This is a genomic window from Streptomyces aurantiacus (assembly GCF_027107535.1).
Taxonomy (GTDB): Bacteria; Actinomycetota; Actinomycetes; order Streptomycetales; family Streptomycetaceae; genus Streptomyces.
The window spans coordinates 8,518,791-8,533,522 of record NZ_CP114283.1; the positions used below are offsets into that span (position 1 = coordinate 8,518,791).

Annotated in this window: 13 protein-coding genes; 7 read left to right on the forward strand and 6 right to left on the reverse strand. The window is 72.2% G+C overall.

Features of this window, described 5'->3' with window-relative positions; genetic code table 11:
* Window positions 1-177: 177 nt before the first annotated feature.
* Window positions 178-1,626 (reverse strand): NAD(P)H-quinone dehydrogenase, encoded by a 1,449-nt coding sequence (locus tag O1Q96_RS39555; RefSeq protein ID WP_269252693.1) that lies wholly within the window; start codon window positions 1,624-1,626, stop codon window positions 178-180.
* 118 nt (window positions 1,627-1,744) lie between these two features.
* Here O1Q96_RS39555 and O1Q96_RS39560 point away from each other — a divergent pair, with 118 nt between their 5' ends.
* The 3 genes from O1Q96_RS39560 (at window position 1,745) to O1Q96_RS39570 (ending at window position 4,953) form a co-directional block, all read left to right on the forward strand.
* Window positions 1,745-2,182: a gamma-glutamylcyclotransferase family protein gene (locus O1Q96_RS39560; protein WP_217452856.1), complete on the forward strand. Its 438-nt coding sequence runs from the start codon at window positions 1,745-1,747 to the stop codon at window positions 2,180-2,182.
* A 143-nt stretch (window positions 2,183-2,325) separates the two neighbouring features.
* Window positions 2,326-3,162, forward strand: a complete 837-nt coding sequence (locus tag O1Q96_RS39565) for a purine-nucleoside phosphorylase (protein ID WP_269252694.1) — start codon at window positions 2,326-2,328, stop codon at window positions 3,160-3,162.
* A 156-nt stretch (window positions 3,163-3,318) separates the two neighbouring features.
* Complete coding sequence (locus O1Q96_RS39570) at window positions 3,319-4,953, forward strand: phospho-sugar mutase (RefSeq protein ID WP_269252695.1); 1,635 nt, start codon at window positions 3,319-3,321, stop codon at window positions 4,951-4,953.
* 102 nt (window positions 4,954-5,055) lie between these two features.
* Here O1Q96_RS39570 and O1Q96_RS39575 read toward each other — a convergent pair whose 3' ends face one another.
* The 3 genes from O1Q96_RS39575 to O1Q96_RS39585 all read right to left on the reverse strand — a co-directional run bounded on the left by O1Q96_RS39575 (window position 5,056) and on the right by O1Q96_RS39585 (window position 8,581).
* Window positions 5,056-5,907, reverse strand: coding sequence for a hypothetical protein (locus tag O1Q96_RS39575; protein ID WP_269252696.1), 852 nt, complete (start codon window positions 5,905-5,907; stop codon window positions 5,056-5,058).
* 142 nt (window positions 5,908-6,049) lie between these two features.
* Window positions 6,050-7,702 (reverse strand): hypothetical protein, encoded by a 1,653-nt coding sequence (locus tag O1Q96_RS39580; RefSeq protein WP_269252697.1) that lies wholly within the window; start codon window positions 7,700-7,702, stop codon window positions 6,050-6,052.
* Between the two features lie 225 nt (window positions 7,703-7,927).
* Window positions 7,928-8,581 (reverse strand): PH domain-containing protein, encoded by a 654-nt coding sequence (locus O1Q96_RS39585; protein ID WP_269252698.1) that lies wholly within the window; start codon window positions 8,579-8,581, stop codon window positions 7,928-7,930.
* Window positions 8,582-8,746: 165 nt separating this feature from the next.
* On the opposite strand from O1Q96_RS39585, the gene deoC reads away from it, so the two are divergent.
* From deoC to O1Q96_RS39600, 3 genes are read left to right on the forward strand one after another with little or no spacing between them, the layout of a single operon-like run.
* Window positions 8,747-9,736, forward strand: coding sequence for a deoxyribose-phosphate aldolase (deoC, locus tag O1Q96_RS39590; protein ID WP_269252699.1), 990 nt, complete (start codon window positions 8,747-8,749; stop codon window positions 9,734-9,736).
* A gap of 5 nt (window positions 9,737-9,741) precedes the next feature.
* Complete coding sequence (locus O1Q96_RS39595) at window positions 9,742-11,178, forward strand: aldehyde dehydrogenase family protein (RefSeq protein WP_269252700.1); 1,437 nt, start codon at window positions 9,742-9,744, stop codon at window positions 11,176-11,178.
* The gene (locus O1Q96_RS39600; RefSeq protein WP_269252701.1) at window positions 11,171-12,088 is read left to right on the forward strand and encodes an aldehyde dehydrogenase family protein; all 918 of its coding nucleotides are present in this window, start codon (window positions 11,171-11,173) and stop codon (window positions 12,086-12,088) included. Before O1Q96_RS39595 ends, O1Q96_RS39600 begins: the two co-directional genes overlap by 8 nt.
* A 211-nt stretch (window positions 12,089-12,299) precedes the next feature.
* Here O1Q96_RS39600 and O1Q96_RS39605 read toward each other — a convergent pair whose 3' ends face one another.
* A complete protein-coding gene (locus O1Q96_RS39605) occupies window positions 12,300-12,701 on the reverse strand; it encodes a hypothetical protein (RefSeq protein WP_269252702.1) in 402 nt (133 codons plus the stop codon).
* A gap of 127 nt (window positions 12,702-12,828) precedes the next feature.
* Here O1Q96_RS39605 and O1Q96_RS39610 point away from each other — a divergent pair, with 127 nt between their 5' ends.
* Window positions 12,829-13,524: a uridine kinase family protein gene (locus O1Q96_RS39610; protein WP_269252703.1), complete on the forward strand. Its 696-nt coding sequence runs from the start codon at window positions 12,829-12,831 to the stop codon at window positions 13,522-13,524.
* Window positions 13,525-13,842: 318 nt separating this feature from the next.
* Here O1Q96_RS39610 and O1Q96_RS39615 read toward each other — a convergent pair whose 3' ends face one another.
* On the reverse strand, window positions 13,843-14,604 hold the full coding sequence (locus tag O1Q96_RS39615) for a SigE family RNA polymerase sigma factor (protein WP_269252704.1): 762 nt from the start codon (window positions 14,602-14,604) through the stop codon (window positions 13,843-13,845).
* Window positions 14,605-14,732: the final 128 nt, after the last annotated feature.

The following is a 14,732-nucleotide window of genomic DNA, read 5'->3' on the forward strand; positions in this document are numbered from 1 at the left end:
GTAACCCCAACGACCGTCTGCTTTCAGCAGTTTGCGCCGAATAACAGAAGTTGTTCGCATGGCAGGGTGGGAAGTGGTATACGCCTAATCACAACGCGTATGCCGCGCGAATGGTCGGCAACTCCCCGTGACCGGCAGCCGGCGACTCCCCGTGACCAGCGGAGAACCGCCTTCTGCTCAGCCCTCGCCCGCGGACTTCCTCGTGTGCAGCTGCCGCGCCACCTCGGCGATGGAGCCCGAGAGCGACGGATACACGGTGAAGGCGTTCGCGATCTGTTCGACGGTCAGGTTGTTGTCGACCGCGAGGGAGATCGGGTGGATGAGTTCCGAGGCGCGCGGCGCGACGACCACACCGCCGACGACGATCCCGGTGCCCGGACGGCAGAAGATCTTCACGAAGCCGTCCCGGATGCCCTGCATCTTGGCGCGCGGGTTGCGCAGCAGGGGCAGCTTCACGGACCGGGCGTCGATGACCCCGCCGTCGACGTCGGCCTGCGAGTAGCCGACGGTGGCGATCTCGGGGTCGGTGAAGACGTTCGACGACACCGTCTTCAGGTTGAGCGGGGCGACCGCGTCGCCGAGGAAGTGGTACATCGCGATACGGCCCTGCATGGCGGCCACGGAGGCCAGCGCGAAGACCCCGGTGACGTCACCGGCGGCGTACACACCGGGGGCCGTGGTCCTGGAGACCTTGTCGGTCCAGATGTGCCCGGACTCCTGGACCTTGACCCCGGCCTCCTCCAGGCCCATCCCGTGGCTGTTCGGGATGGCACCGACGGCCATCAGGCAGTGCGAGCCGGTGATGACACGGCCGTCGGCGAGCGTCACCTCGACGCGGTCGCCGACCCGCTTGGCGGACGCGGCGCGCGAGCGGGCCATGACGTTCATGCCGCGCCGCCGGAACACGTCCTCCAGCACGGCCGCCGCGTCCGGGTCCTCGCCCGGCAGGACGCGGTCCCGGCTGGAGACGAGCGTGACCCGCGAGCCGAGCGCCTGGTAGGCACCGGCGAACTCGGCGCCGGTGACACCGGAGCCGACCACGATGAGCTCGTCGGGCAGCTCGTCCAGGTCATAGACCTGGGTCCAGTTCAGGATGCGCTCGCCGTCCGGCTGCGCGTCGGCCAGCTCGCGGGGGTGTCCGCCGGTGGCGATGAGCACGGCGTCGGCGACGAGCGTCTCCTCGCTCCCGTCCGCGGCCCGCACGACGACCTTGCGCGAGCCGTCCATGGCCTGCTGCCCGTCGAGCCGCCCGCGGCCCCGAAGCACCCGGGCCCCGGCACGCGTCACGGAGGCCGTGATGTCGTGGGACTGGGCGAGCGCGAGGCGCTTCACCCGGCGGTTGACCTTGCCGAGGTCGACCCCGACGACGCGCGCGGGCGTGTCGATGTGGGGGGTGTCGTCGGCGACGATGATCCCCAGCTCCTCGTACGACGAGTCGAAGGTGGTCATCACCTCGGCCGTCGCGATCAGGGTCTTCGACGGGACGCAGTCGGTGAGCACCGACGCCCCGCCCAGGCCGTCGCAGTCGACGACGGTCACCTCCGCGCCGAGCTGGGCTGCCACCAGGGCCGCCTCGTATCCGCCGGGTCCGCCGCCAATGATCACGATCCGAGTCACGTACTCCATTGTCCCGCACGCCTGAAGGTGCTTCAGCCCGGGGGCTCTCCCGGGGTGTCGCGGGCGCGTGGACCGGGGCTCCGGTTACGGGAGAGTCACATGCGTCGGCTGCCGTACCCTCGGTCCCATGTCGCTCTACGCCGCGTACGCCGGCAATCTCGACCCGCGGCTCATGACGCGCCGCGCACCCCACTCGCCGCTGCGCGCCACGGGGTGGCTCAACGGCTGGCGGCTGACGTTCGGCGGCGAGCACATGGGCTGGGAGGGCGCGCTGGTGACCATCGTCGAGGCCCCGCGCTCGCAGGTCTTCGTCACCCTGTACGACATCGCTCCCCCGGACGAGGAGTCCATGGACCGCTGGGAGGGTGTCGGCCTCGACATCTACCGGCGGATGCGTGTGCGAATCCACACCCTGGAGGGTGAGGAGCCCGCATGGGTGTACGTCCTCAACGGTTACGAGGGAGGGCTCCCCTCGGCCCGCTACCTCGGCGAGATCGCGGACGCGGCGGAATCGGCGGGAGCCCCGCACGACTACGTGATGGAGCTGCGCAAGCGCCCCTGCTGACCCGCGCGGCGCCCTGTCAGCGCCCGGGCCGGCGCCCGCCGACGCCCTGCGGGGACCTTCGGCGGAAACAACAAGACAACGATCGCAAACCCGTGACCATCAACATCTACGCGCGTAGGCCCTGAGCGGCTACCCTCATGCGCGTGAACGCATCTCTTCTTCCGGACGACATCCAGGGCGCCACCCCAGCAGATCCAAGGGTCGCCGCCGACGCCGCCGCCGTGCGCCTGCGGGAACTCTCGGGCGCCGAGACCCACGACGTCGCCCTCGTGATGGGCTCGGGCTGGGCGCCGGCCGTGGATGCCCTCGGCGACCCCGCGGCCGAGTTCCCGGTCACCGAGCTGCCGGGTTTCCCGCCGCCGGCGGTCGAGGGTCACGGCGGCAAGGTCCGCTCGTACCAGATCGGTGACAAGCGTGCGCTCGTGTTCCTGGGCCGCACCCACTACTACGAGGGCCGCGGGGTCGCCGCCGTCGCGCACGGCGTCCGTACGGCCGTGGCCGCCGGCTGCAAGACCATCGTGCTGACCAACGGCTGCGGTGGTCTGCGCGAGGGCATGCGCCCCGGGCAGCCGGTCCTGATCAGCGACCACATCAACCTGACGGCTGCGTCCCCGATCGTCGGCGCGAACTTCGTCGACCTGACGGACCTGTACTCGCCGCGGCTGCGTGCACTGTGCAAGGAGATCGACGCGACGCTCGAAGAGGGCGTGTACGCGCAGTTCCCCGGGCCGCACTACGAGACGCCGGCCGAGATCCGCATGGCCCGGGTCATCGGGGCGGACCTGGTCGGGATGTCGACCACCCTCGAGGCCATCGCCGCGCGGGAGGCCGGTGCGGAGGTGCTCGGGATCTCCCTCGTGACCAACCTCGCCGCCGGTATGACCGGCGAGCCGCTCAACCACGAGGAGGTGCTCCAGGCGGGTCGCGACTCGGCGACGCGCATGGGAGCGCTCCTCAACCAGGTCCTGGGCCGGCTGTAGCGTTTTCGCCCCCGCCGCCCTCGCCGCCCCTGCCCTTCCCGTCACTTCCTCGGGTGCTGCAGCCCCCAGGGACGGGAAGCGCGGGGCGGCGGGGGCGAAGAAATCCGGGCTCGGGGTACACCCACACGTACGACGAACGAAAAGAGGTCGACCCTCGTGCAGGACGAACTCATCGCGCAGGCCGAGGCATGGCTCGCCGAGGACCCCGACGCGGACACCCGTGAGGAACTCGCCAAGCTCATCGACGCCGAGGACACCGCGGAGCTCACCGCACGCTTCAGCGGCACCCTCCAGTTCGGCACGGCGGGCCTGCGCGGCGAACTGGGCGCCGGCCCGATGCGCATGAACCGCTCGGTCGTCATCCGCGCCGCCGCCGGTCTCGCCGCGTACCTGAAGGCGAAGGGACAGACGGGCGGCCTGGTCGTCATCGGCTACGACGCCCGCCACAAGTCCGCCGACTTCGCGCGCGACACCGCCGCGGTCATGACGGGCGCCGGCCTGCGCGCCGCCGTACTCCCCCGGCCCCTCCCGACCCCGGTCCTCGCGTACGCCATACGGCATCTGGGCGCGGTGGCGGGCGTCGAGGTGACGGCCAGCCACAACCCCCCGCGCGACAACGGCTACAAGGTCTACCTCGGCGACGGCTCCCAGATCGTCCCCCCGGCGGACGCGGAGATCGCCGCCGAGATCGCCGCGGTGGCGCGCCTCGCGGACGTCCCCCGCCCGGACTCCGGCTGGGAGACCCTCGACGACGGCGTCCTGAACGCCTACCTGGCCCGCACGGACGAGGTGCTGGCCCCCGGCTCGCCCCGGATCGCCCGCACGGTCTACACGGCGATGCACGGCGTCGGCAAGGAGACCCTCCTCGCGGCGTTCGCGCGGGCCGGCTTCCCCGCGCCCGTCCTCGTGGCCGAGCAGGCCGAGCCGGACCCGGACTTCCCCACGGTCGCGTTCCCGAACCCGGAGGAGCCGGGCGCGATGGACCTGGCCTTCGCGAAGGCCCGCGAGACCGACCCCGACCTGATCATCGCGAACGACCCGGACGCGGACCGCTGCGCCGCGGCCGTCAAGGACGGCGCCGGGGACTGGCGCATGCTGCGCGGCGACGAGGTGGGCGCCCTCCTCGCGGCGCACCTGGTCCGCCGGGGCGTACGGGGCACCTTCGCGGAGTCGATCGTCTCGTCGTCCCTCCTCGGCCGGATCGCCGGGAAGGCGGGCCTCCCGTACGAGGAGACCCTGACGGGCTTCAAGTGGATCGCCCGGGTGGAGGGCCTGCGGTACGGCTACGAGGAGGCGCTGGGCTACTGCGTCGACCCCGAGGGCGTCCGGGACAAGGACGGCATCACGGCGGCCCTCCTGATCACTGAGCTGGCCTCCGGGCTCAAGGCGGACGGCCGCTCGCTCCTCGACCTCCTGGACGACCTCGCCGTGGAGCACGGTCTGCACGCCACCGACCAGCTCGCGGTCCGGGTGGACGACCTGTCGCTGATCACGGACGCGATGCGCCGCCTGCGCGAACAGCCCCCGACCCAGCTCGCGGGACTGCCCGTCACCCGGTCCGAGGACCTCACCCAGGGGACGGACAGGCTGCCGCCCACGGACGGGCTGCGCTACACGCTGGACGGCGCCCGTGTCATCGTCCGCCCCAGCGGTACGGAGCCGAAGCTGAAGTGCTACCTGGAGGTCGTGGTGCCGGTGGGCACCCACGAGGGCCTTCCGGCGGCGCGCGCGAAGGCGGCGGAGCTGCTGGCGGCGGTCAAGCGGGACCTGTCGGCGGCGGCGGGCATCTGACGGCCGGCGTCACCCGAGGGCCCGACGGGTGTCCGCCGCCGCGGACACCCGCCGGTACCTCCGGTCCGGGACGATCCCCGGCCGCCTGCCGGGGGACGGCCGTCAGAGGCCGTACCGGCTCTTCAGGTGGCGCCAGAAGTCCCGGAACATCCACTTGTCGAACTCGGTGATCTGGGCGGCGCTGCCCGCCTTCATGAGGAAGCAGCACTGGCCGGTCGGGGACCAGTCGTAGAAGTCGTCCAGCCCGAAGGTGTGGCCGACCTCGTGCAGGTAGATGTGGATGTTCTCCTGCGCCAGGGCGTTCGTGAAGTACTCCTGGCCGACGCGCTGGCCCCAGTCGCCGCCCGCGCCGCCCTGGAAGCCCTTGGTGAGCCAGAGGGACTGGTCGTAGTGGCGGGCCGCGCCGCCCGGACAGCGGGAGTAGTTGCCGTCCTGGTGGAAGAAGCGGCCGCAGTCGGGTGCGCACTGCGGGGCGCCTCCCCCGTCGAGGTTTCCGGCGTAGATGTCGACGGAGTTGTCGGTCCACTGGAGTGTGGAGCGGTTCTTCACCGCCCAGCCGACGATGTTGACCGGCACGTTGGTGTACGGCCAGGCGTTGTGGCCCTTGCCGTTGTCGACCATGGCCGACATCCACTTGCCGAACTGCTTCTTCAGCGCGGTGTGGACCCGGTCGCGCAGGGCCGCGCTGACCGGGGCGTCGGACTCCCAGCGCACGCAGTAGTTGACGCTTCCCCGGTTGGCCATGACCTGGTCCCAGCCGTAGTTGCGGAAGCCGTGGAGGTCGGGGTAGGTCGACGAGACGTGGTTCCACACCTCGCCCAGCGGCTGTACGAGGTTCGCGGGCGGGTTCCACTCCTCTGCGGCCTGCGCCGGGGACGCCGTCGTGGCGGGGGCGACGACCAGGGCGATCAGGGCGGCGAGCAGGGTGGCCAGACGCGCCAAGAGTCTGTGCACGGTGAACTCCCTTGGTGGGGGACGGGATTTCACCTCCTGGTCGCCGCCGGTCCCCTCGCGGGTTGCCCGCCGCGCATGAGCGACTTCCGCGGCGGCCCGCCGCCCGGAGCCGGCAGGCGTTCGTGGCCCGGGACCGCGCCCGTCAGCCCAGCACGACCAGCAACGCCGCCCACACCAGTGCCAGCACCACGGCCAGCGGCCAGAGCGGGCGGCCGCGTTCGGGGACGGTGCTCTCCCCGGTGGGCCGCAGCGCGGGGTCCGTGCGCATGGCCGACAGCTCGGCCGCCAGCGCGTCGTACGGGTGGACCAGGCCGCGCCGTCGCTCGAACCAGGCCCAGCGCGGCGCCGCGACCGACCAGTCGTCGTCCCGCCAGCGGAGCTTCAGCTCGAAGGACCGGCGGCGGACGGAGCGGATGTCGTCCCAGGGAACGTGCCGGGGGCCGCCGAGTCCGGTGACCCACAGGCCCGAGCGGTCCGCCGTGATGCGCCAGGCGAGCTTCACGGGGACGCGGACGGCCCCGTAGAGGCCGAGCGCGACGACGAGGGTCAGCTTCCAGAGCGACAGGTCCGACCCGGTGATGCCGGACCAGGCGAGCCAGCCGCCCCACTGCACCAGCAGCGCGGCGGCCACCCAGTCCAGCCAGCCCGCACTCCAGCGGCGCACCGGGGCGGGGACGCGGTCCACGACCGACTCCCTCGCCTGCTCGGCCAGTTGGCGGTTCTGCTCCTCGCGGGCCTTCTCCTTGGCGATGCGCCGGGCGCCGGCGCCCGGCGACAGCGGCCGGACCGGTCCCGTCGACCACTCCGTCAGCGGCGGCTGGTCGGAGTCCTCGTCGGCGCTGAGGACCACGACCTCGGCGCCGTCGAAGGGAGCGCCGTAGAGGACGGCCTCGCGGACCGGGCCGGGGGTGTCGTCGTCGGCCGCGTCGAGGAGCCGCTCCAGTTCCTCGTCGGCGCCCGGCTCGTCGTCGCCGTCGGCCTCGTCGTCTTCCTCGTCACCGTCGTACGAGGTCAGGTCCACGGTGAACAGCGGCCGGAGCGCCGCGAGGTCGTCCGACGCGTACACCTCCGTGGTGCCCTGCGCGTCGTCGCGTACGAGGACGCGCAGTACGGGTGCGGGGGTCCGCCGCAGCGCGACGGCCCGGTGGCGGCCGAGCCACGCCGAGGCGATGGCGGTCACGCCGAGCCCTGCCAGGTAGAAGGCCAGGACCCAGGAGACCCGGCGGTCGTCGGCCGTGCCCCACAGCCGGGCGGTGGCGCCGGTGAGTACTCCGAGGCCGAGCACGACGAGGCCGAGCGGGAGCAGGAAGCGGCCGCGAAGCACCTTCGCGTCCGCGTCCGGAGTCCGCGCCGTGCCCTCTGAGGCGGCGTCCAGCGCCTGGTCGATCTGTGCGCCCCGGGCCCGCAGGCGTACGGCGACGACGACCCAGGAGACCACCACGACGAACGCCACGACGGCGGTCACGACCCACGGCTGCGACGGTGCCTCCATCGCGAGCGCGAGGAGCAGCGCGGGCGCTCCGGCCCAGACCAGTTCGGGCCGCGCGAGCACCCACAGGACGTACACCGCGAAGCCCGCCGCGACGAACGGCCACAGTCCGCCGAGCATCGCGGCCCAGGCGCCCGCGCAGAACGCGAGGGTGGTCACGGCGCCGGCGATCGACCTGCGCACCCGCAGGAACGTCCAGCGCGGCGGCAGCGCGGCCGACCAGCCCGCCGCCCGCCCGGACGTCCAGTCCCGGCAGTCGTCGGGTATCGCTGCCGCGGGCAGCCGCAGCGGCTCGTCGTACGGCACATGCACTCCTGGATCGCGTGGGAACGCCGGTGGCGGCACCGGCGCGGCACTGGTGACAGTAGCGACCGAAACGCGCCGCCCCGACCGGCGGACGCCCCTGCCCCGACGGAGGTGCCACCCTCTCGTACGGCCGAACGTGCCCATCGCCTCAAGCCCGGCGCGTCGATCCCCGGGACGTCCCGCCGTCGGCGCGCGGTTTCCGGTGGTGCGGAGCGGGGCTCGGGGTCAGCCCACGGCCAGCAGGATCGCCAGCAGGACGGCTCCGGCCGCGGCGGGTCCCACGATCTCGTAGGCCCACCGCACCGACACCTCTCCCTGGGCCCGCGGGTCCTTGCCGCGGGCGTCCATCAGCTCGCGCAGCTCGTGCATGGTCTGGTCGCTCTGGGCGCGTACGGGCCCGTTGTGCGCGGGTGAGGGGTGGCGGGGCTGCCCGCCGCGGGTGCGCGCGGCGTCACCCCTGTCCTCCTTGCGGGCCGCCCTCTTGCGGGCGCGCAGGGAGACCGGGACGGCCCACACCTGGTACTTGGTGCCGGCCTGGTCGAGCACCTCGTTCGAGTAGCCGGACCTGAACGCCTCGACCGTCCCCCAGGGCAGGACGATCACCCGGAAGGGGTTACGGATGCGCAGCCGCTCCTCGTTCGCGTACACGGCCGGGCGCAGGGTGAAGGCGGCGACCAGCGGGACGAGCAGGAGCAGCGTGGCCAGCGCCAGCCACGGCGCCCGGCCCTCGCCCGTGACCAGCGCGTCGATGCCGAGCCAGCCCGCGATCGCGAGCAGCAGCACACCGCCCGCGACGCCGGAGGGCGACCGGTAGACCCGGTCCTTGAACTGGGGTTCCGGTGTTTCCGGTGCGGGTGGCTGGTGGTCCGGGGTCGTCATGATGCCGATTCTGCCCGACGCCGTGGGACGCGCTCGTGGGCGGTGCCCCGCGGGGGGTCGTACGTCGGCTGCGGGCCGCCGGCGGCGGGGCGGAAAGGCGGGACAGCGGGACGAGCACCGGGGCTGTACAGCCGCTACGCGCGTAGATATGCTCGTCTGGTGACCATGCCCACCACTGCAACCTCCGCCGCCGCTGAGCGCGCGGGAGGCACACCCAGCGCTCACGCACTCACGGACGTGGCCGCGTCGGACAGCACGCTGCGCCGCTTCCTCCACGGGCTGCCCGGCGTCGACACGGTCGGCCTGGAGGCGCGCGCCGCCTCGCTCGGCACCCGTTCGATCAAGACGACCGCCAAGGCGTACGCCATCGACCTCGCCATCTCGATGGTCGACCTGACGACGCTGGAAGGCGCGGACACCCCGGGCAAGGTCCGGGCACTCGGCGTCAAGGCCGTCCACCCGGACCCCACGGACCGTACGGCCCCGACCACCGCCGCCGTCTGCGTCTACCCCGACATGGTGACCACCGCGAAGGAGGCCGTCGCCGGTTCCGGCGTGAAGGTCGCCTCCGTCGCGACCGCCTTCCCGGCCGGCCGCGCCGCGCTCGACGTGAAGCTCGCCGACGTGCGGGACGCGGTCGCCGCGGGCGCCGACGAGATCGACATGGTCATCGACCGCGGGGCGTTCCTCGCGGGCCACTACGCGAAGGTGTACGACGAGATCGTCGCCGTGAAGGAGGCCTCGGGCGCCGCCCGCCTGAAGGTCATCTTCGAGACCGGCGAGCTGTCGACGTACGACAACATCCGGCGTGCGAGCTGGCTCGGCATGCTGGCGGGCGCGGACTTCATCAAGACCTCGACGGGCAAGGTCGCGGTCAACGCCACGCCCGCGAACACCCTGCTCATGCTGGAGGCCGTCCGTGACTTCCGCGCGCAGACCGGGGTCCAGATCGGCGTGAAGCCCGCCGGCGGCATCCGCACCACGAAGGACGCCGTCAAGTTCCTGGTCCTGGTCAAGGAGACCGCGGGCGAGGACTGGCTGGACAACCACTGGTTCCGCTTCGGCGCGTCCTCGCTCCTGAACGACCTGCTGATGCAGCGTCAGAAGCTGGCCACCGGCCGCTACTCCGGCCCCGACTACGTGACGGTGGACTGATCACCATGGCTTCCGTATTTGAGTACGCACCGGCTCCCGAGTCCCGGTCGGTCGTCGACATCGCCCCCTCCTACGGCCTGTTCATCGACGGCGAGTTCGTGGAGGCGGCGGACGGCAGGGTCTTCAAGACCGTCTCGCCGTCCACCGAGGAGGTCCTCTCCGAGGTCGCCCAGGCGGGCGCCGAGGACGTCGACCGCGCGGTGAAGGCCGCCCGCAGGGCCTTCGGGAAGTGGTCCGCGCTGCCCGGCTCCGAGCGCGCCAAGTACCTCTTCCGCATCGCCCGGATCATCCAGGAGCGCAGCCGCGAGCTGGCCGTCCTGGAGACCCTGGACAACGGGAAGCCCATCAAGGAGACGCGCGACGCGGACCTCCCCCTGGTGGCCGCGCACTTCTTCTACTACGCGGGCTGGGCCGACAAGCTCGACCACGCGGGCTTCGGCACGAACCCCGCGCCCCTCGGCGTCGCGGGCCAGGTCATCCCCTGGAACTTCCCGCTCCTGATGCTGGCCTGGAAGATCGCCCCGGCGCTCGCGACGGGCAACACGGTCGTCCTGAAGCCCGCGGAGACCACCCCCCTGTCGGCGCTGTTCTTCGCGGACATCTGCCGCCAGGCGGGCCTGCCCAGGGGCGTCGTCAACATCCTTCCCGGATACGGGGACACGGGCGCGGCCCTCGTCGAGCACCCGGACGTCAACAAGGTCGCCTTCACGGGCTCCACCGCGGTCGGCAAGGCCATCGCACGCCAGGTGGCCGGCACGAGGAAGAAGGTCACGCTCGAACTCGGCGGCAAGGGCGCGAACATCGTCTTCGACGACGCGCCCATCGACCAGGCCGTCGAGGGCATCGTCACGGGCATCTTCTTCAACCAGGGCCAGGTCTGCTGCGCAGGCTCCCGCCTCCTGGTCCAGGAGTCGATCCAGGACGAGCTGCTGGACTCCCTCAAGCGCAGGCTCTCGACCCTGCGCCTGGGCGACCCGCTCGACAAGAACACCGACATCGGCGCGATCAACTCGGCCGAACAGCTCTCGCGCATCACCACGCTCGTCGAGCGGGGCGAGGCCGAGGGCGCCGAGCGCTGGTCCCCGTCCTGCGAACTGCCGTCCTCCGGCTACTGGTTCGCCCCGACGCTCTTCACGAACGTCACCCAGGCACACACCGTCGCACGCGACGAGATCTTCGGCCCGGTGCTGTCCGTCCTGACCTTCCGTACGCCGGACGAGGCGGTCGCGAAGGCCAACAACAGCCAGTACGGCCTGTCGGCGGGCATCTGGACCGAGAAGGGTTCCCGGATCCTGGCGGTCGCGAACAAGCTGCGCGCGGGTGTCGTCTGGTCCAACACGTTCAACAAGTTCGACCCGACCTCGCCGTTCGGCGGCTACAAGGAGTCGGGCTACGGCCGCGAGGGCGGCCGTCACGGCCTGGAGGCGTACCTCGATGTCTGAGAAGCCGAAGAACACCGAGAAGGCAGAGCGGCAGCGCCTGAGTGTCTTCAAGACCTACAAGCTGTACGTCGGCGGGAAGTTCCCGCGTTCCGAGAGCGGCCGGGTGTACGAGGTGACCGACTCGAAGGGCAAGTGGCTGGCCAACGCGCCGCGCGCGAGCCGCAAGGACGCCCGTGACGCGGTCGTCGCCGCCCGCAAGGCGTTCGGCGGCTGGTCCGGCGCGACCGCGTACAACCGCGGCCAGATCCTCTACCGCGTCGCGGAGATGCTGGAGGGCCGCAGGAGCCAGTTCGTCCACGAGGTCGCCGACGCCGAGGGCCTGTCGAAGGCGAAGGCCGCCGAGCAGGTCGAGGCGGCGATCGACCGCTGGGTCTGGTACGCGGGCTGGACCGACAAGATCGGCCAGGTGGTCGGCGGCGGGAACCCGGTGGCGGGCCCGTTCTTCAACCTCTCGACGCCCGAGCCGACGGGCGTGGTGACGGTCCTGGCTCCCCAGGAGTCGTCCTTCCTCGGGCTGGTCTCGGTGATCGCCCCGGTGATCGCGACCGGCAACACGGCGGTCGTGATCGCGAGCGAGAGGTCCCCGCTCCCCGCCCTGTCGCTGGGCGAGGTGCTGGCGACCTCGGACCTCCCCGGTGGCGTGGTCAACGTCCTGTCCGGCGGTACGGCGGAGATCGCGGCCCCGCTGGCCGCACACCAGGACGTCAACGCGATCGACCTGGCCGGGGCCGACGAGGCGCTCGCGAAGGAACTGGAGATCGCGGCCGCGGACAACCTCAAGCGGGTCGTCCGTCCACAGCCTGTGGATTACTTCGACACGCCGGGCATCGAGCGCCTCACGGCCTTCCTGGAGACGAAGACGGTGTGGCACCCGACGGGTGCGCTGGGCGCGTCCGGCTCCTCGTACTGAGCCCCGCCGGCCCGTAGCAGGAGACCGGCCGGGTCGCGACGTCGCACGTGACCCGCCGGGCCCACCGGGCCGTACGCGCCCCGCCGGGCCGCGGCCGAGGCCAGGGATCCCGACCTGTGTTCCAGGGGTCCCGTCCGACGGGAGAGCCGCGCTTCCCCTCCGTCCGGGGGAAGCGCGGCTCTCTCCTGCCGTGTCTCGCGGGGACCGCGGTTCAGCGCAGCAGTCCCGTCGCCGGTCCCAGCACGGGAACACTGCCCAGCGACTGCGCCTGCGCGACCGGCGCCGTCAGCATGGTCGTCGCCAGCGGCGGGAAGTCGGCCACCTGGGTGGCGAGTCCGTTGTCGAGCGGGTCGACGCCCGTGCCCGCCAGCGGGTTGGGCTTCAGCCCCGCCACCGGCCCGGTCACGTATCCGACGGTCCCGGTCAGCGCCTGGAGACCGGCCTGCGGGTCGATGTTGCCCATGGAGGTGGGCCGGGTGCGGACCACGTCCAGGACCGGGTCGGTGTCCGCGACCGCGGAGGTCGCACCCGCGCCCACCGCGATGCCCGCGGTCGTGAGGGCCAGCAACGCGCGCCGGGCGGTCGGGTTCTGGGAGGCCGAGTGTCGTGCCATCGCTGCTGCCACCTTCTGATGCGCAAAGTAATCAGGACGACACGAAGGGTAGTTGAGGTGTGACGCGCACTCCAAAGGCGACCCGCGGGGTCTGCCTGGAGCGTCGGATGCCGCACACTGGTGTCTCGTGAGTTCCCCTCTCCCGATACGCGCCCGCGTCGTGCTGCTGTGCGGCCCCTCCGGCTCCGGCAAGTCCCTTCTCGCGGCCCGCTCCGGCCTTCCGGTGCTGCGGCTCGACGACTTCTACAAAGAGGGCGACGACCCCACGCTGCCGCAGGTGGTGGGCAGTTCGGACATCGACTGGGACCACCCGCTGTCGTGGGACGCGGACGTGGCGGTCGCCGCGCTCTCGCAGCTGTGCGCGACGGGGCGTACGAGCGTTCCCGTGTACGACATCTCCCTGAGCGCGCGTACCGGCTCGGAGGACATCGACTTCACGGGGGCCCCGGTCTTCATCGCCGAGGGCATCTTCGCGGCGGAGATCGTGGAGCGGTGCCGGGAGGCCGGGGTCCTCGCCGACGCGCTGTGCCTCAGCCGGGGAGCGGTGACCACGTTCCGCCGCCGGTTCCTGCGGGATCTGCGCGAGGGCCGCAAGTCCGTGCCGTTCCTGCTGCGGCGGGGCTGGCGGCTGATGCGGGACGAGCGGTCGATCGTGGCCCGGCAGACCGCGCTCGGCGCCTACGCATGCGACCGGGACGAGGCGCTGGAGCGGCTCGCCGACGCGTCGCGCTCCACGCGGGAGGTCATAGGTGACGTCCGGGTGCCCGGGAGTCCGCCGCGCCCCGCCGCGGAGCCGCACGACGTCACCGCCCCGCACTCCTAACCAGGAACGCCGCCGCGCGGCCTGGCCCGCGGAGTCGAGTCGCCCCCCGGCGCACAAAGAAGCGGGACCGGACGGGCCCCCCGGCCCCTCCGGTCCCGCTTCTCCTGGTGCTCCCCCGTGTGCTTCCCCCACGGCCCCCCGGCCCCGGTGGTTCCCCCCGGTGGTGCTCCCCCCCGGTGGTGCTCCCCCCCGTGCTGCCCGCCGCCTCCCCCGAAGTGGCGGGCCTCCCCCGTACCGTCCGCCGCCTCCCCCGAAGTGACGGACTCCCCCCGTACTGCCCGCCGCCTCCCCCCGGAGTGACGGACATCCCCCCAGCCTTCAGGCGACGAGCTCGCCGAAGGACTCCTCCTCGTCACGGCCGAAGCTGAGGACGTCGTCCTCGCGCAGCCGGCGGAGCGACCGCCAGATGCTGGACTTCACCGTGCCAACACTGATGTCGAGGATCTCCGCGATCTCCGGGTCCGTGCGGCCCTCGTAGTAGCGGAGGACCAGCATGGTGCGCTGGAGTTCCGGCAGCCGGGCGAGCGCCTGCCACAGGACCGCGCGCAGCTCCGTGCCGCGCATCGCGTCCGTGTCGCCGGCCGTCTCCGGCAGCTCCTCGGTCGGGTACTCGTTCAGCTTGCGGCGGCGCCACGCGCTGATGTGCAGATTGGTCATCGTGCGGCGGAGGTAGCCCCCGACCGCGGCCTTGTCGCTGATCCGGTCCCACGCCCGGTACGTCGAGAACAGTGCGCTCTGCAGCAGGTCCTCGGCCTCGAAGCGGTCGCCGGTCAGGTGGTAGGCGGTTGCGTACAGGGAGGCGCGGCGCTCCTGGACGTAGGTGGTGAACTCCACCTCCGACACCGAGCGACGCTCCCCCGTGACCTCCCCGTACGCTGCCCCCGTTCCCCCGTGGGCAACCCCCGTACCGCTTCCCCCCGCATGTGCGTCAACCACCGTCATGTACGACCCGGTGTGCTGACGCCCGGTGCCGCGAGCGCACCCCCGCCCGCTCACGGCACCGGACTTCTCCGTGCTCCTCGTGACGTCGTGGAGCCGCGTGACAACTGCGCCAGTACTGGTGCTGTGCAGCGTGTTCATCTCGCGCCCCCCGTCGTGGAGTTCCGGTTGTTCGGTACTTCTCTGTGGTGCTTCCTTGCTTGTGACGAGAAGCTTGCCGGGGCCACTTCATGACCGTGTCCGCCGACTGTCACAGGCCTGTCACAGGG